Below are 17,352 nucleotides of genomic sequence, written 5' to 3'. Positions count from 1 at the left end.
GGGCGTGGTCGGCGCGGGGGGCGCGGGTTTTCCCGCCCACGTGAAGCTGCAGGCGCAGGTAGAGATTTTTCTGGTCAACGCCGCCGAGTGCGAACCGATGCTCAAGGTCGACCAGCAGCTGATGTGGCAGCAGGCTTCGCGCCTTGTCCGCGGCGTACAATACGCAATGACGGCAACCGGCGCGCGCGAAGGGGTGATTGCCCTGAAAGAGAAGTACCGCCGGGCTATCGATGCGCTTACCCCACTGCTGCCTGCCGGTATCCGCCTGCATATTCTGCCCGATGTCTATCCCGCAGGCGATGAGGTGCTGACTATCTGGCTGGCGACCGGTCGCCGGGTCGCGCCCGCCGCGCTGCCGGCCAGCGTCGGGGTCGTGGTGAATAACGTGCAAACGGTGCTCAACATGGCCCGCGCGGTTGAGCAGCAGTTTGCGGTGACCCGCCGTACGCTGACCGTTAACGGCGCGGTCGCCAGGCCGCTGACCGTCACCGTCCCCATCGGCATGTCGCTGCGCGAAGTGCTGGCGCTGGCGGGCGGCGCGACGGTCGACGACCCCGGTTTTATTAACGGTGGCCCGATGATGGGCGGCCTGATTACCTCTCTCGATAGCCCGGTGACCAAAACCACCGGCGGCCTGCTGGTGTTGCCGAAAAGCCATCCGCTTATTCAGCGACGGATGCAGGATGAGCGCACGGTGCTTTCCGTGGCCCGCACCGTCTGCGAACAGTGCCGACTCTGTACCGATCTCTGCCCGCGGCATCTGATCGGCCACGAACTCTCTCCGCACCTGCTGGTGCGGGCGGTGAACTTTCATCAGGCCGCCACGCCGCAGCTGTTGCTGAGCGCCCTCACCTGCTCGGAGTGCAACGTCTGCGAAAGCGTGGCCTGCCCGGTGGGGATCTCGCCGATGCGCATCAACCGCATGCTCAAACGCGAGCTGCGGGCGCAAAACCAGCGCTATGAAGGGCCGCTCTATCCGGCCGATGAGATGGCGAAATATCGCCTGGTGCCGGTGAAGCGGCTGATCGCCAAACTGGGGCTGAGCCCCTGGTATCAGGAGGCGCCGCTGGTGGAGGACGAACCAGCAGTAGAAACCGTGACGTTGCCGCTGCGCCAGCATATCGGCGCCAGCGCGGTAGCAAACGTTGCGGTGGGAGAGCGCGTTACGCGCGGGCAATGCGTTGCCGATATCCCGGCAGGCGCATTAGGCGCGCCGATTCACGCCAGCATCGACGGCGTGGTTGCGGCCATCAGCGAACAGGCCATCACGGTGGTAAGAGGTTAACCATGTCTCAGGCTATAGGAATTTTAGAACTCACCAGCATTGCCAAAGGAATGGAACTCGGCGATGCGATGCTGAAAAGCGCCAACGTCAATCTGCTGGTCAGCAAGACTATCTGCCCGGGTAAGTTTTTGCTGATGCTCGGCGGGGATATTGGCGCCATCCAGCAGGCCATTGAAACCGGCGCGTCGCAGGCCGGCGAAATGCTCGTCGACAGCCTGGTGCTGGCGAATATTCACCCCAGCGTCCTTCCGGCCATCAGCGGCCTGAACAGCGTGGACAAGCGCCAGGCGGTCGGCATCGTTGAAACCTGGAGCGTTGCGGCCTGCATCAGCGCCGCCGATCGGGCGGTGAAAGGCTCTAACGTCACCCTGGTGCGGGTGCATATGGCCTTCGGCATCGGCGGTAAATGCTACATGGTGGTGGCGGGCGACGTTTCCGACGTCAACAACGCGGTTACGGTGGCCAGCGAAAGCGCGGGCGAAAAAGGGCTGCTGGTTTACCGTTCGGTGATCCCGCGCCCGCATGAAGCCATGTGGCGACAGATGGTGGAGGGATAATGGAAAGACAGCCGACCACGGATCGCATGATTCAGGAATACGTTCCCGGGAAACAGGTGACCCTCGCGCACCTGATTGCCAACCCCGGGAAAGATCTCTTTAAGAAGCTCGGCCTGCAGGATGCGGTTTCCGCCATTGGCATCCTCACCATCACGCCCAGCGAGGCGTCGATTATCGCCTGCGATATCGCCACCAAATCCGGCGCGGTGGAGATCGGTTTTCTTGACCGCTTTACCGGCGCCGTGGTGCTGACCGGCGACGTTTCCGCCGTCGAGTACGCCCTCAAGCAGGTGACGCGCACCCTGGGCGAGATGATGCAGTTTACTACCTGCTCAATAACCCGGACGTAGCGCGATGAAACGTCTGATGTTTATCGGCCCCAGCCAGTGCGGCAAAACCTCGCTGACCCAGGGCCTGCGCGGTGAAGCGCTCCATTATAAGAAAACCCAGGCTATCGAATGGTCGCCGATGGCCATCGATACGCCGGGCGAATATCTGGAGAACCGCTGCCTGTATAGCGCTCTGTTGACCAGCGCCTGCGAGGCCGACGTTATCGCTCTGGTGCTGAACGCCGACGCCCAGTGGTCGCCGTTTTCTCCGGGTTTTACCGCCCCGATGAACCGCCCGACGATTGGCCTGGTCACCAAAGCCGACCTGGCCGACCCGCAGCGGTTATCGCTCATCGAGGAGTGGCTCAGGCAGGCTGGGGCGCAGCAGATTTTTGTCACCAGCGCGCTGAATAATCTGGGTCTTGATGCCGTGCTGGATTTTCTGAATTCGAAGGAACCTCTATGTCTTACAAAATAATGGCCATTAATGCCGGCAGCTCATCGTTAAAATTCCAGCTGCTGGAGATGCCTCAGGGCGATATGCTCTGCCAGGGATTGATTGAACGTATCGGCATGGCAAACGCTCAGGTGACCCTCAAAACGCCGGCGCAAAAATGGCAGGAGACGGCGCCGATTGCCGATCACCGTGAAGCGGTCACCCTGCTGCTGGAAAAGCTCCTCGACCACCGGATTATCCAGAGTTTGCAGGATATTGACGGCGTCGGCCACCGCGTGGCGCACGGCGGAGAGCGCTTTAAAGATTCGACGCCGGTCACCGATGATACCTTAGCGGAAATCGAGCGCCTGGCGGAGCTGGCCCCGCTGCACAACCCGGTCAACGCGCTGGGCATTAACGTTTTCCGCCAGCTGCTGCCCGAAACGCCGTCGGTGGCCGTATTTGATACCGCTTTTCACCAGACCCTGGACGAGCGCGCCTTTATCTATCCGCTGCCGTGGCGCTACTACAGCGAGCTGGGCATTCGCCGCTACGGCTTCCACGGCACCAGCCATAAGTACGTCAGCGCGACGCTGGCGGAAAAGCTGGGCGTGCCGCTGAGCGCCCTGCGCGTGGTGAGCTGCCATCTCGGCAACGGCAGCAGCGTATGCGCAATCAAAGGCGGGCGCTCGGTTAACACCTCAATGGGCTTTACGCCGCAGTCCGGCGTGATGATGGGCACCCGCAGCGGCGATATCGATCCGTCGATTCTACCGTGGCTGGCGCTGCATGAGGGGCAAACGCCGGAGCAGCTTAATCAGCTGCTGAATAACGAGTCCGGCCTGCTGGGGGTTTCCGGCGTGTCGCACGATTATCGCGATGTCGAGCAGGCGGCGGACAGCGGCAATCGTCGGGCGGCCCTGGCGCTCTCGCTGTTTGCCGAGCGCATCCGCGCCACCATCGGCAGCTATATTATGCAGATGGGCGGCCTGGACGCGCTGATCTTTACCGGCGGCATCGGCGAAAACTCCGCCCGCGCCAGGAGCGCCATTTGCCATAACCTGAATTTCCTCGGGCTGTCGGTCGATGAAGAGAAAAACCAGCACAACGCCACCTTTATCCAGGCCGAGAATGCGATGGTTAAAGTGGCGGTCATCAATACCAATGAAGAGCTGATGATTGCCCGCGATGTGATGCGTCTGGCGCTTCCCGAAGCGCAGACATTAACCGTTTCAGCCTGAGCTCGCCGCCCGGCAAGTTGCGGTGAATCATGGTAATAGCGGGATCGGCATGACACTATGCGCTTAAAATTCTGAAACTTTGCCCTAAATAATTCAGGTCACAGGACAAAGCACTTGTACTTTGTCCTGTAGCTTGAAGTATAACGGGTAAAAAGGTGAATACGTGGCCGTAGCGCAATGCCCCGCCTCCTGTGGGGAACTCATCCAGGGTTGGATCCTCGGCAGCGAGAAGCTGGTCTCCTGCCCCGTTGACTGGTACAGCACCGTCGAGGTGGACTACGGTTCGCCTCGGGCGGATGAACGCCCGCTGTCGCGGGCGATGGTCGACCGGCTGCTGAGCTACTGGCGCTATCCGGCGGCGCTCGGCAAGGAGATTCGGATCGATATTTGCTCCACGATTCCGGTCGCCAAGGGGATGGCCAGCAGCACCGCGGATATCGCCGCGACGGCGGTGGCCACCGCGCATCATCTCGGCCATCCGCTGGATGAACCCACCCTCGCCCGGCTCTGCGTCTCCCTGGAGCCCACCGACAGCACCCTGTTCCGCCAGCTGACCCTGTTCGACCACAACACCGCCGCCACGCAGATTGCCTGCCGCAGCCAGCCGCAGCTCGATCTGCTGGTGCTGGAAAGCCCCGCCACGCTGCTGACCACCGATTACCACCGCCTTCCCCGGCTTGAAAAGCTGTACGCCCACTCCGCGTCTCTGCAGCTAGCCTGGGAGAAAGTTCAGCTGGCCTGCGAGACGGATAATCCCCGGCGGATGGGAGAGGCTGCGACGATTAGCGCCATCGCCAGCCAGCATCTGTTACCAAAGCCGGGTTTTGATACGCTGCGGAGGCTGGTGGAAGAGTGCGATTTATACGGTATTAACGTGGCGCACAGCGGCAGCGTGGTCGGCCTGATGCTCGACCGTCAACGTCACGATATTGAGTATTTACAGCGACGGCTGGGAGAGACGCGGCTTAGCGAGCTCTGGCCCCGGCAGCACCTGCTGCGCATGGTGCAGGGCGGCGTCGAGCTGCGCTAACGCTTCCGCAGCCATGCATCCCCGGAGGCGGCGCTGCGCGCCTGTCCGGGCTACCGGCCCGCAGACGGCGGTAAACCCGTAGCCCGGCTAAGCGCAGCGCGAGCCGGGAAGAAGCCGCACCTATACATTAATCACGGTGCATTCCCCGGAGGCGGGCTACCGGCCCGCAGACGGCGGTAAGCCCGTAGCCCGGTCAGCGCAGCGCGAGCCGGGAAGAACCACAGACGAACAATGGCGGCAGACATCTACCCGTTAAATACCCGCCTGAAGGCCGCCAGCAGCCGGGTATTTTCCTGCTGGCTGCGGATCGCGACGCGGAAGTAGCGCCCGTCGAGCCCCGGGTAGTTGGCGCAGCTGCGGATCAGGATGTGCTGTTGCAGCATCGCGTATTGCAGATCCAGATCCGCCACGTCGCAGCGCAGAAACAGATAGTTTGCCTGTCCGGGATAGACCGTCAGGCCGGGAATATGGCGCAGCTGATGGTAAAAGCGCTGTCCCTCTTCCGCCAGCCACTGCCAGGTTTTCTGCTGATAGACGCTATCCTGGAGAATCATTTCCCCCGCCAGGGCGGCAAAAGCATTTATCGACCACGGCATCTGGCGCTCGCGCATTCTCGCCACCGCCCGCGCATCGCCATTGACCAGATACCCCAGACGCAGGCCGGGAATGGCATAAAACTTAGTCAGCGAACGCAACACCCACACGTGCGGGTTTTGGCCCAGCAACGGAATAAATCCCGGCTCGTCGGGGATAAAATCGATAAACGCTTCATCGAGAATCAGGGCAATGCCCAGCGACCGACAGCGTTCAGCAATCATCTCCAGCAGACGGCGCTCGGGCAGCAGGCCGGTAGGATTGTTCGGCGTGCAGAGAAACAAACAGTCCAGATCCGGCGTCAGGGCGTCAAGAATCGCCCCGGTGAGCTGCCAGCCATCCGCCTCGCGCAGCAGAAATTCCCGCACCGCGCACTCCACCGACTGCAGCGCCCGGCGGTATTCGGCAAAGCCCGGGGTGACGATCATCGCCTGGCGCGGCTTCAGCCCCTGAACCAGGGTAAAGATCGCTTCGGTTTCGCCGTTTCCGGCGAGGATCCACGAGGCGGGGATCTGATGGTGTTCCGCCAGCGCAAGGTGCAGCTGCTGATACTCAACGTCAGGGTAGCGTTCGGCGCAGGCCATATTGTCAAGGATGCCGCGCTTTAAACTTTCCGGCATCCCCAGCGGGTTGATGTTGGCGCTAAAATCCAGCAGCTGCGCCGCAGAGATGCCCATAAGCGCGGCGGCCTCGCGAATATTGCCGCCGTGCGCGCTCTTTAATAGAGCCATTTCACTTTCCTGTTGCGTTACCCTCGCCTTGCCAGCGTCGCGCCGTCGGCGAAGTAGGCTTTAATCCCTGCCAGAATCGACTCTGCAACTTCCTGCTGGAATTTCGCCGTTTTCAATTTACGCTCTTCTTCAACGTTACTGATAAACGCGGTTTCCACCAGAATCGATGGAATATCCGGCGCCTTCAGCACCGCGAAGCCCGCCTGCTCAACCCGGTTCTTGTGCAGGTTATTAATGTTGCCCATCTTTTCCAGCACCGCCTTGCCGAACTTCAGGCTGTCGGCGATGGTCAGCGACTGCACCATGTCGAACATCGTGTGGTCGACGTAGCGATCGCCGCTTTTGCTGACGCCGCCGATCAGGTCCGAGGCATTCTGAGTCTGCGCCAGATATTTAGCCGCGGTACTGGTGGCCCCTTTGGTTGACAGGGCAAACACCGACGATCCGCTGGGCTGGCGGCTGGTAAACGCGTCGGCGTGAATAGAGACAAACAGGTCGGCGCGCTGCTTCTGCGCTTTGGCGACCCGGACCTTCAGCGGGATAAAGACATCCTCGTTGCGGGTCATATAGACCTTCATATTGCCCTCTTTCTCGATCAGCGCGCGCAGCCGCCGGGCAATCTGCAGCACCACGTCTTTCTCGCGGGTGCGGTATTTTCCCACCGCACCGGAGTCTTCGCCGCCGTGGCCGGGATCGAGCATAATAACAATGGGCCGATCGCGCCCGGCTTTACCCGGTTTAGGCCCGCTCTCCGCAGGCGGAACCTGCCGCTGAAGATCGCCTTTGTTGTAATCTTCGAGCAGCGCCAGCAGCGGATCCTGCACGTCGGTGGCGTTAGCGGGATAGAGGTCCATGACCAGACGCTCTTTAAACCCGGCGACCGGAGCCAGCGCAAACAGCTGCGGTTTCACGTTCTGTTTCAGCTCAAACACCATGCGCACGGTTTGCGGATCGAACTGTCCCACGCGAGCAGACTGAATATAGGGATCGTCACCGCGAATCTGACTCCCCATACCTTTCAGTACGGAGTTGAGATTAACCCCTTCCAGATCCACCACCACACGTTCAGGATTGCTGAGCGCAAACTGCCGATATTTCAGGATATGGTTGGACTCCACGGTGACGCGCGTGTAGGTCGATGATGGCCAGACGCGTACGGCAACCACCTGCGCCGCGGCTGCCAACCCAACCGGACTCACACTCATTAACCACATGGCGCCCGCCCCCTGTAAAAATTGGCGGCGGCTTAATCCTGACTTGTATCCCGACATGCCACTCCCAAGCAGTAAGAAATCATTCGTATTTAAAACAAACAGATTGACCGGAAACTTTAACGAAAGGCGCATAACCTGTCATCTATAAAAGGGTAAACAATCTTTGACACCCTGATTTGGCTCACACTGTTTTCTCGGTTGCGCGAGAAATTGGGGCTTGCGTTTGCTGGCGAAACAGAATAAAAATACAGTAATTACGAATAATCATGCATTGAGGTTGTGTCATGGTGAAGGAACGTCGCACCGAACTGGTAGAGGGATTCCGCCATTCTGTCCCTTATATTAACGCCCATCGGGGTAAAACGTTTGTCATCATGCTGGGCGGGGAAGCCATCGAGCATGATAATTTCTCTAGCATAGTCAATGACATTGGCCTGCTTCACAGCCTGGGAATTCGTCTGGTGGTGGTCTATGGCGCCCGTCCGCAGATCGATGCCAACCTGGCGGAGCATCGTCACGAGCCGGTTTATCATAAACAAACCCGAGTGACTGACGCCAAAACGCTCGAGCTGGTTAAGCAGGCGGCGGGCATGCTGCAGCTGGAAATTACCGCTCGCCTGTCGATGAGCCTCAACAACACGCCGCTGCAGGGCGCCCATATCAACGTGGTCAGCGGCAACTTCATTATCGCGCAGCCGTTAGGCGTGGACGACGGCGTGGATTACTGTCACAGCGGGCGCATCCGGCGCATCGATGAAGAAGCCATTCACCGCCAGCTGGATAACGGCGCAATCGTGCTGATGGGCCCGGTTGCGGTATCGGTCACCGGCGAAAGTTTTAACCTGACCTCCGAGGAGATTGCGACCCAGCTGGCGATTAAGCTGAAAGCCGAAAAGATGATCGGCTTCTGCTCATCCCAGGGGGTTCACAATCAGGATGGCGAGATCGTCCCCGAGCTGTTCCCCAACGAAGCCCAGGCGCGGGTGGAAGAGATGGAAGCGGACGAAGACTACAGCTCCGGCACCGTGCGCTTTCTGCGCGGCGCGGTAAAAGCCTGCCGCAGCGGCGTGCGCCGCTGCCACCTGATCAGCTATCAGGAAAACGGCACCCTGCTGCAGGAGCTGTTCTCACGCGACGGTATCGGTACCCAGATTGTGATGGAGAGCGCCGAGCAGATCCGCCGCGCCACCATTAACGATATCGGCGGCATCCTCGAGCTGATTAGCCCGCTGGAGCAGCAGGGCATTCTGGTCAGGCGTTCGCGCGAACAGCTGGAGATGGAAATCGATAAATTCACCATTATTCAGCGCGACAACACCACCATCGCCTGCGCCGCGCTCTATCCTTTCCCGGAAGAGAAGATCGGCGAAATGGCCTGCGTGGCGGTGCATCCGGATTACCGCAGCTCATCGCGCGGTGAAGTGCTGCTCGAACGCATTGCCGCACAGGCGAAGCAAATGGGCCTCAGCAAGCTGTTTGTTCTTACGACCCGCAGCATTCACTGGTTCCAGGAGCGCGGATTTACGCCGGTCGACGTCGACCTGCTGCCGGAGAGCAAAAAAGAGATGTACAACTATCAGCGCCGCTCCAAGGTGCTGATGGCAGACCTGGCCTGATCCCTTCTCCCCGGAAAGCGCGCGGCCGACCGGGGAAAACCTTACTGGGCGGAAAAGATATCCGTCAGGCCGCTGCGTCGTTCGGTACGCGCAGCCACCGCCTGAGTCAGCACCTGCTCATCGGCATAGATCGACAGCTGCCGTTTCGCACGCGTAATGGCGGTATAAACCAGCTCGCGGGTTACCAGCGGCACGCTGCGCGAAGGCAGGATCAGCGCCGCGTGATCGAACTCCGACCCCTGCGATTTATGCACCGTCATCGCCCAGGCGGTATCGTGCTCCGGCAGACGACTTGGCTGAACCGACTTGATGCTGCCATCGGGCATCGGGAACCAGACGCGCAGGCCATCGCCTCTTTCCAGCGCGATGCCGATATCGCCGTTAAACAGCCCCAGCGCGCTATCGTTGCGGGAGATCATCACCGGCCGTCCTTCATACCAGCGCGAATGCCGCGGTAACGCGATCGCCCGCTTGCGGTTCAGCATCTGCTCCAGCTGTTCGTTCACGCCGCTGACCCCATACGGCCCCTCGCGCAGCGCGCACAGCAGCTGGAATTCGCCAAAGGCGGCGATCATCTCTTCGGGCTCAGCCCGCGCGCGCAGCAACTGCAGGAAGCGGCCATAGCCCGCCTGCGCCTGATTCAGCATCGCTTCATACTCTTCGGTGGCGCTCAGCGGATACAGGGCGATATCGTCGAACGACTGACGCAGCGCTGCGCGTACCGCGCTGCGCTCGCCGCTGTTGACCGCCCACGCCAGATGGCCGATACCGGAATGGCGACCAAAACGGTAGCTTTTTTGCAGCAGGCACAGGCTGTCGCGCAGCGCACCGGCAACGTTGCCCTCGCCCGCCGGCACCGGCTGGCCGGTCAACCGGGCGAGCTGTGCCGCCCGCTCCGGGGTATAGCCTGCATTAACCCAGGCGCAAATATCCCCCAGCACCGCGCCGGCCTCTACCGACGCCAGCTGATCGCGGTCGCCAAGGAAAATCACCCTCCCGTGCTCAGGCAGCGCATCGATCAGGCGCGACATCATCGGCAGGTCAATCATTGAGGCCTCATCCACCACCAGCACGTCAAGATGCAGCGGGTTGCCGGCGTGATAGCGCATCCGCTGGCTGCCGGGCTGCGCGCCCAGCAGGCGATGGAGGGTGCTGGCTTCGGTGGGCACCAGCGCCTTTTGTTGGTCGCTGAGAGGGAGGCGGCGCAGCGCCGCGCCGAGGGACTCGGTAAGGCGCGCCGCGGCTTTACCGGTCGGCGCCGCCAGGCGAATACGGCAGCGCGGGCTGGAGAACGTTTGGATTAGCGCGGCCAGCAGTTTAGCGACGGTCGTGGTTTTACCGGTGCCCGGACCGCCGGAAATCACCGAAATCCGTCGGGTCAGGGCGACCGCAGCCGCCACTTTTTGCCAGTCCGTTTCCTCAGCGGGCGGAAACAGCGCGTCGAGCGTCGAAGCCAGCCGGGCTTCATCCACCTCCAGCACCTGATTGGCTTCATTGAAAAAGCGCGCGACGGTTAATTCGTTGCGCCACATGCGGTTGAGGTAAAGCCGTTCGCCGCAGAGGATCATCGGCGTCGGGTGCTCACCGCCGCTGACCGCCTCAGCATCGTTAAGCAGCGGCAGCCAGCCGTCCGGAGCGCCGGTCAGTTCAAGGATCTGCTCACTCAGGCCAGCCGCTTTTGCGCTCAGCAGCTCATCCTCGGCGAGACGCGAAATCGGCAGGCAGACGTGGCCTTCACCGGCATCGCGGCTGAGAATGGCGGCGGTGAGCTTCACCGCCGGATGCGCCTCCTGCGCCACCATGAGCGCAAACTGGACGTCCAGCGGGCGCAGCAGGCGCTGTTCAACCGCCTGCAGTAACAGTTCATCCATGGTCATAGCACAACCTCCTGGGTTTCCCCGGCAAACAGCGCATCGAGGCCGTTAATCAGCGGCAGCGCCGGCCGGGTGGTGAAGATACCCTGCCCGCCGTCCTGCCCGTCCATGCCGCGTAAAAAGAGATAAATAACGCCGCCGAAGTGGCGTTCGTAATCATAATCGGCAATGCGGTGGCGTAAATATCGGTGCAGCGCCAGGCTATAGAGCTGATACTGCAAATCGTAACGGTGCGAACGCATTGCCTGCCGCATCGCGTCCTGGGTATAGGCCTCGCGATTTTCCCCCAGCCAGTTGGATTTGTAATCCAGCAGGTAATAGCGGCCGTTGTGGCGAAATACCAGGTCGATAAAGCCTTTCAGCATCCCCCGCACCTGGCGGAAATCGAGCGTTGGGGTATCCACGGAGAGCGGATCGTACTGACGAATCAGCGCATCCAGACGCAGGGGATCCAGCGGCTGTTCGATGGGCAGATAAAACGCCATCTCCACCTGTTTATCGCCTTCGCCCAGCTGATTAAGGGCGATGCCCGCGCCGGGCAGAGGGGTACGCAGCACGCCGTCGAGCCATGCGGTCAGCACCGGGGTCCACTTTTCCTCGAAGCCGTTCAGCTGGAGCCTGGCCGCCATCCAGTCGGCGGGAACCGGCTGGGTAAAATCGAGATCTTCGAACAAACTGTGGAGAAACGTCCCCGGCGACGCGCCGCGCGGGAACTGGTGCGGCGTAAGCTGCGGCTCTTCCGCGACCTCACCGACGCCGGCGGCATCGACATCCAGACGCGGCAGAAGATCCTGCGCCGCGCTGTGTCCATTCTGCTGCAGGCCGGAGTAGCTGGTGACCCGCCAGTCATCGGTCACCGAACGCGCGAGCAAACGGGCTGAAAGCGGCGGTAGCGCCGCCTGCGGAGCCTGCCACGGAGTTGGCGCAGCCGTATCCGGGAGCTGCAGGGCGATCTCCCCGCTGCAGAACGCCTGCAGACGGGCCATCAGCCCTGCGGCATCCATCGCTTCCCCGCCCTGCAGCAGGCGGCCCAGCGCGCTGTGGTGAAAATCGCTGGCGCCGGGCTTGTCGCTGCGCCGGGTGCTGAGCGGCGCAACGCCAAGGCTGCAGTGCCAGACCGCACGGGTCAGCGCGACATAAAGCAGGCGCAGATCTTCGGCCAGGCGTTCGGCCTCCGCCAGCTCCATGCTGCCCTCCGCCTGCCCCAGGTCGAGAACGGCGGCAAAGGAGGTTCTGTCGTGATAAAACGCCTGATCCTGTTTACGGAAACGCGCAATAAACGGCAGCCAGACCAGCGGATACTCCAGCCCTTTCGATTTATGGATGGTGACGATCTGCACCAGGTGCTTATCGCTCTCCAGGCGCATCTGCTGGCTGGAGGCGTTGCTATCCGGCTCGGCGATATGCTGCGCCAGCCAGCGCACCAGCGCATGTTCGCTCTCCAGCTGGTTCGCCGCCTCCTGTAGCAGCTCGCTGATATGCAGGATATCGGTCAGGCGCCGCTCGCCGCCGCTGGTCGCCAGCAGGTTTTCGGCAATGCGCCGCGCGTTCATCAGCGCCCGCAGCATCGGCATCACGCCGCGCTGCCGCCAGACTTGCCGGTAGCCGCTAAACTCTTCTACCAGCTCATCCCACGCCCGTTCGCTCTGGTTGAGGTTTTCAATGTCCTGCGCGTTGAGGCCGAACATTGCGGTCGCCAGCGCGCTGCGCAGGGTATTTTCCCGCTCGGGGGCCAGCACCGCCTGCAGCACCCACAGCAGCTCCTGCGCCTCGGGGGTTTCAAACACGCTATCGCGGTTGGAGAGATAGACGGAGGGAATCGACAGCAGTTGGAGGGCATCGCGAATTAACGACGCCTCCTGACGATTGCGCACCAGCACCGTGATGTCCGAAGCCCGCACGGATTCAGCTTTTTCACCGCGCCACAGCAGCGCCTTGCCCTGCTGGCCCGCGCTGAGCCAGTCGCGAATTTGCGCCGCGCACAGCTGGGCCATAAACGCCTGGTAATCCCCCGCCCCAACGGCCTCGCCCGGCATCAGCCAGATATTCATCGCCGGTACCGCAGCATCATCGACGGTAAAGCGCAGCCCCTGGTTTTTATCGGCTGACTTCACCGGCATAAACGGGATTTCGCGGAACATAAAGGGGTTATCGCTGAGGCTAAACAGGCGATTGACGCTGTCAACCATCCCCGGCGCAGAGCGCCAGTTGGTGTCGAGCGTATAGTGGGCGGTGACATCCCCACGCGCTTTCATGTAGGTAAAGATATCCGCGCCGCGGAAGGCGTAAATGGCCTGTTTGGGGTCACCAATCAGCAATAGCGCGGTGTCAGCCTGGCGCCGCCAGATGCGGCGAAAGATTCGGTACTGCTGCGGGTCGGTATCCTGAAATTCGTCGATCATCGCCACCGGAAAGCGCTGGCGAATCGCGCTGGCCAGCGCTTCGCCGCTCTCCCCGCGCAGGGCGTCATCCAGGCGGCTAAGCATATCGTCAAAGCCCAGCTCACCGCGGCGGCGTTTCTCCCGCGCGACCGCTTCGCGGATTTCAACCATCGCCCTGGCAATCACCAAATCGGTCAAGGTTAACGGTGTCGCCAGCAGCGCTTCTACCGCGCTGAACAGCGGGTGTACCGGCGGCGCGCCGTCCGCTTTGGTGCGCTCAAGCAAGAAGGCCTGGGAGAACTTCTCCAGCGCATCCGGAAGCTGGTAGCTGAGGGTCTCTTCCTGGGCCCAGGCGGTCACTTTCTCCAGCCATTTCCCCTGATTGCCGCGATTGAACTTGCGCCGGTCGAGGCCCGAGTTTTCCAGCACCGCCTCAACCTCGCCCACCTGTGCCAGCCACTGCTGCTTCAGCGCGTTGATGCGTTCGATAATTTGCTGATGGCGTTCGGCCAGCGTTTCGTCAGCCGGCGGCGGCGATTTGAGCTGCGGCGCCTCTCCCTGTAGCCAGCGGTCGATGGATTTCAGCAGATCGCGCGGTCCTTTCCACGCTTCGTGGATAACCGCCGCGATGTCACGCGGCAGCGGATAACAGTGGCGACGCCAGAAGTCGGCGCAGGCCTGATAGCGCAGGCGGGATTCATCTTCAATCAGCTGCTGTTCGAACAGCATGCCGGATTCAAAGGCGTTAAGGCTCAGCATCCGCTGGCAGAAGCCGTGAATGGTAAATACCGCCGCTTCGTCCATCTGCCGTTCGGCCAGCAGCAGCGTTTGCGCCGCCTGGGTTTTATCGGCGATTTCCGCCAGCAGCCCGGCGTAGAGAGGATTGTCGGTACTTTCGCGCAGGCAGGCGATACGCAGCTCGTGGATATTGCTGCGAATACGCCCGCGCAGCTCTTCGGTCGCCGCTTCGGTAAAAGTCACTACCAGCAGCTCTTCCACGCTGACCTGGCGGGGAAAGGCAGATTCCCCGCCCAGCCCCAGCAGCAGCCGCAGATAGAGGGCGGCAATGGTAAAGGTTTTTCCTGTGCCCGCAGAGGCTTCTATCAGGCGCTCCCCCGTCAGGGGCAAGCGCAGGGGGTCAAGAGACTCGGCGGTGTCGGTCATTCATTCTCTCGCATCAGGGGTAAGGATTTCTGCAATGCGCTGACGTTCTCCCAGACTTTGCCATCCTGCGGATGCGCGTATTCCGCCTTGCCGTTCTGGCTACCGGAAACCTGGGAGAGCATTGCCATGCCCTGCGGATCCACCACCGTCTGATGGAAGAAGTCGGCAAGCTTTTGCGGCGTCAGCAGTTTAATCTGAGCCACTACTTTATCACGTGAATCGAAACGCATATTACCGCGATCGAAATCTTTGCTCAGCTTCGACGCTTCATCGCCCAGCGTTTGCGGCGCTTCCAGCATCTGACCGATTACCGCCTGCTGAATCTGCGCAAACTCTTCCGGCTTCATTGCCCGCAGTTTGGCTTCCGCCGTGGGGAAGAAGGCCTGGAAACGCTGCCAGAGGTAAGCCGGCTGCTTATCGCTGCTTTGCAGCAGGAAACCCATCCCCCACTGGCGGCCAACGTTCATCGAGAAGGCGAAGACCGCGTAGCCCAGCTGCTCTTCCGTACGTAGCTGGTTATAGAACCACGGCTGTATGATTTGACCGAGGAGCGAGCTGGCGGCAGAGCTGGCGTATTCGTCCACGTTCGGCGGCGCGAAAACGGCAGCCAGCGCGGAATCGGTACTGTTGCCCGCTTTTTCAAAAATCGCCAGCTGTTTACGATCGACCAGCACGTCTTTGTTGCGGCACCACTCGTTGCCGTCGGCACCCAGCTGTTTTTGAATCTGCCGCGCCATGGCGGTGGATTGATCGGCAGTAAGATTACCGACGACCATCAGCTCCGGTCGCCCTTTCGCCTTGAGATTATCGCGGTATTCCAGCACCTCTTTCAGGGTAATCGATGGCAGCAGCGCCCGACGCTCTTCGCGCTGGAAGTACGGCACCTGAGAAACCATCTGAATCGGCATGATCGCCTGGTCGTAGGCTTTGCCTTTATCCGCCGAATCCATCATCTGGGCGTACCAGGATTTAGCCTGCTCCAGCTGCTCTTCGGTTGGCGTATAGCTGAAGTAACCGTCGAGCAGGGCGTTAAACAGCTCAGGCAGATGCTGCGTATAGCCGTTAGCGTTAACCATCAGGCCGTTATTCGCGCCGGTAGAGAAGCTGATCCCCCCGACCGCCGCCTGGTTGCTAAGCTGGTCGAGCGCAATGCCCGCCAGATAATCATTGAGCGCAAACATCACCTGCCGGCGGGCGCTGTCCATTGCCTGCGGGTTACGCAGAACCAACGAAATATCCGCTTTCGGTTCGCTGGCGAAGTACTGGCTCGGCGCGTAAATCACCCGCAGCGTCGGTTCATCTACAATCAGCTGCGGATGCGGGTAAGCCTTGTCGCTTTTGATTAAGCTGAAATCATCCGGAATATAGGGGTTCAGCACCGGCAGCTTGAGGTCGATGGCGCTGGACTTCTGCTGCCAGTCGGCAAAGGTCTGCTCGCTGATTTTATCCACCTGATAGGGCGCATTGACGAAGTAGGCGGTCTTGTTATGCGGCTCTTTCGGGCTGATGTACCAGATGCGGGCGTTTTGCGGCGTCATCATCGCCAGGCGGTCTTCGATCGCCTGCGGATCGTAGCGATCGGCAATGTTGACAACGTCCAGCGTATGCTCGACCGGCACGCGGATCATGGTGTCCGCCAGCCATTCGACGTAATCCATATTGCGGTTGATGGACGGGTAGCGGAAGTCGAGCGCCAGCACGTGGGCCAGCTCATCAAAATAGCGCTTATCGATTCCCTGGCTGCGCAGCAGATTGAGGTAGCTGAAGATGGCCGCGGTAACTTCATCGCGGTGCGCCAGGCCTTTGTCCGTCAGGGTCGCGGATATAGCCAGCACCCCGCTGTTGCCGTTCACCACCGGGTCGGAGTCCGCGCGAATCCCTTCAACCAGCCCCTGCTTTTGCAGCCAGTCTGAGAGCGTGCCGGGACTGCGATTACCGATCATATAGGTCACCAGCTCGTCGGTTTTGCTGCGGAACTGGTCGCTATTGTTATCAATGCGGAACTCCACGCGCAGCACTTTACGCGGCATCGCCGGAACGTAGTGAATGATGATGCCCTTCTGCGCATCGGTCACCACCGGGACGGTTATTTCCGGTTTGCTGATATTGTGGTTCGGCACGCGCCCGTAGGTGGCCGCCGCGATGCTCGCCAGCTCCGGCAGAGGCTTGTTGCTGTAGATCACCGCCTTCATCAGGTTGGCGGAATACCAGCTATCGCGAAAGGCGTGCAGGGCATCAAGCACCGGTTTGCCGGGCTTGTCGCTCAGCGTTTCAAGGTTACCGCCGGAAAACTGCGAGCCGGGGTGCGCCGGGTTAATGGTTTCCGCGCTAACCTGCGCCATTCGCATCCCGTCCCGGGTACGCGCCATCGTGAGCTCGGCGTTCACCGCATTACGCTCGCGATCGGCATATTTTTTATCCAGCAGCGGCGCGGCGATGGCGTCGGCCAGGCGATCGACCGCGCCGTCCAGGGCATCGTTTTCCACTTCGAGATAGAAGGCGGTGCGATACGGCGCGGTGCTGGCGTTGTGGCTGCCGCCGTGCATTTTGAGATACTCGGCGAGGCTGTCAGGCTGGGGATACTTTTTCGAGCCCATCAGCGTCATATGCTCCAGGAAGTGGGCCAGCCCTTGATGCTCGGCGGGATCCTGCAGCGATCCCACGGGAACGACCAGCGCCGACAGCGATTTTACCGCCTGGGGATCGGAAACCAGCAGCACAACCATGCCGTTATCGAGGCGGATCGCCTGATATTGACGGGTATCTTTTTCGCTTTTACGGATGGTTTCCTGGATCGGTTGCCATCCGGTATCTGCCTGACTTAACGGCGCCCAGAGGGCGGCCAGTAAAACAATAACCTTGAACCATAAACTGCGGGGCATTCACGGACCTCATCATTA

The 17,352-nt window shown here is 60.9% G+C and carries 12 protein-coding genes; 7 read left to right on the top strand and 5 right to left on the bottom strand.

The window, feature by feature from the left end:
- The 6 genes from pduS to HMPREF1144_RS24100 form a co-directional block, all read left to right on the top strand.
- The coding region (gene pduS, locus HMPREF1144_RS24125; RefSeq protein WP_042928408.1) for a cobalamin reductase PduS at positions 1-1,285 on the top strand (1,285 nt) is incomplete at its 5' end.
- Between the two features lie 2 nt (positions 1,286-1,287).
- A complete protein-coding gene (gene pduT / locus HMPREF1144_RS24120) occupies positions 1,288-1,842 on the top strand; it encodes a propanediol utilization microcompartment protein PduT (RefSeq protein ID WP_004124543.1) in 555 nt (184 codons plus the stop codon).
- Positions 1,842-2,192: a propanediol utilization microcompartment protein PduU gene (gene pduU, locus HMPREF1144_RS24115; RefSeq protein ID WP_000441103.1), complete on the top strand. Its 351-nt coding sequence runs from the start codon at positions 1,842-1,844 to the stop codon at positions 2,190-2,192. Before pduT ends, pduU begins: the two co-directional genes overlap by 1 nt.
- Before the next feature lie 4 nt (positions 2,193-2,196).
- Entirely contained in the window at positions 2,197-2,649 is a 453-nt protein-coding gene (gene pduV / locus HMPREF1144_RS24110) for a propanediol utilization protein PduV (RefSeq protein WP_004853831.1), read from the top strand.
- Positions 2,634-3,848, top strand: a complete 1,215-nt coding sequence (locus HMPREF1144_RS24105) for an acetate/propionate family kinase (protein WP_004853834.1) — start codon at positions 2,634-2,636, stop codon at positions 3,846-3,848. The genes pduV and HMPREF1144_RS24105 overlap by 16 nt, the downstream gene beginning before the upstream one ends.
- A gap of 163 nt (positions 3,849-4,011) precedes the next feature.
- On the top strand, positions 4,012-4,878 hold the full coding sequence (locus HMPREF1144_RS24100; RefSeq protein ID WP_009654252.1) for an L-threonine kinase: 867 nt from the start codon (positions 4,012-4,014) through the stop codon (positions 4,876-4,878).
- Positions 4,879-5,123: 245 nt separating this feature from the next.
- Here the strand turns inward: HMPREF1144_RS24100 and cobD are convergent, their stop codons facing one another.
- A complete protein-coding gene (gene cobD, locus HMPREF1144_RS24095; protein ID WP_009654253.1) occupies positions 5,124-6,203 on the bottom strand; it encodes a threonine-phosphate decarboxylase CobD in 1,080 nt (359 codons plus the stop codon).
- A 17-nt stretch (positions 6,204-6,220) separates the two neighbouring features.
- Entirely contained in the window at positions 6,221-7,474 is a 1,254-nt protein-coding gene (gene amiC / locus HMPREF1144_RS24090) for an N-acetylmuramoyl-L-alanine amidase AmiC (protein WP_004853839.1), read from the bottom strand.
- A gap of 227 nt (positions 7,475-7,701) precedes the next feature.
- On the opposite strand from amiC, the gene argA reads away from it, so the two are divergent.
- Complete coding sequence (argA, locus tag HMPREF1144_RS24085) at positions 7,702-9,033, top strand: amino-acid N-acetyltransferase (RefSeq protein WP_004853841.1); 1,332 nt, start codon at positions 7,702-7,704, stop codon at positions 9,031-9,033.
- Between the two features lie 41 nt (positions 9,034-9,074).
- Here the strand turns inward: argA and recD are convergent, their stop codons facing one another.
- Genes recD through ptrA form a run of 3 tightly spaced genes read right to left on the bottom strand, consistent with a single transcriptional unit; the run spans position 9,075 to position 17,334 of the window.
- A complete protein-coding gene (recD, locus tag HMPREF1144_RS24080) occupies positions 9,075-10,910 on the bottom strand; it encodes an exodeoxyribonuclease V subunit alpha (RefSeq protein WP_009654248.1) in 1,836 nt (611 codons plus the stop codon).
- Positions 10,907-14,452, bottom strand: coding sequence for an exodeoxyribonuclease V subunit beta (recB, locus tag HMPREF1144_RS24075; RefSeq protein ID WP_009654247.1), 3,546 nt, complete (start codon positions 14,450-14,452; stop codon positions 10,907-10,909). Before recB ends, recD begins: the two co-directional genes overlap by 4 nt.
- Positions 14,449-17,334: a pitrilysin gene (gene ptrA / locus HMPREF1144_RS24070; protein ID WP_009654258.1), complete on the bottom strand. Its 2,886-nt coding sequence runs from the start codon at positions 17,332-17,334 to the stop codon at positions 14,449-14,451. The genes recB and ptrA overlap by 4 nt, the downstream gene beginning before the upstream one ends.
- Positions 17,335-17,352: the final 18 nt, after the last annotated feature.

This window comes from Klebsiella sp. OBRC7 (assembly GCF_000293135.1).
Classification (GTDB): Bacteria; Pseudomonadota; Gammaproteobacteria; order Enterobacterales; family Enterobacteriaceae; genus Klebsiella; species Klebsiella michiganensis.
The sequence above is the reverse complement of the archived record's forward strand: the minus strand, read 5'-3'. Positions and strand labels throughout refer to the sequence as shown.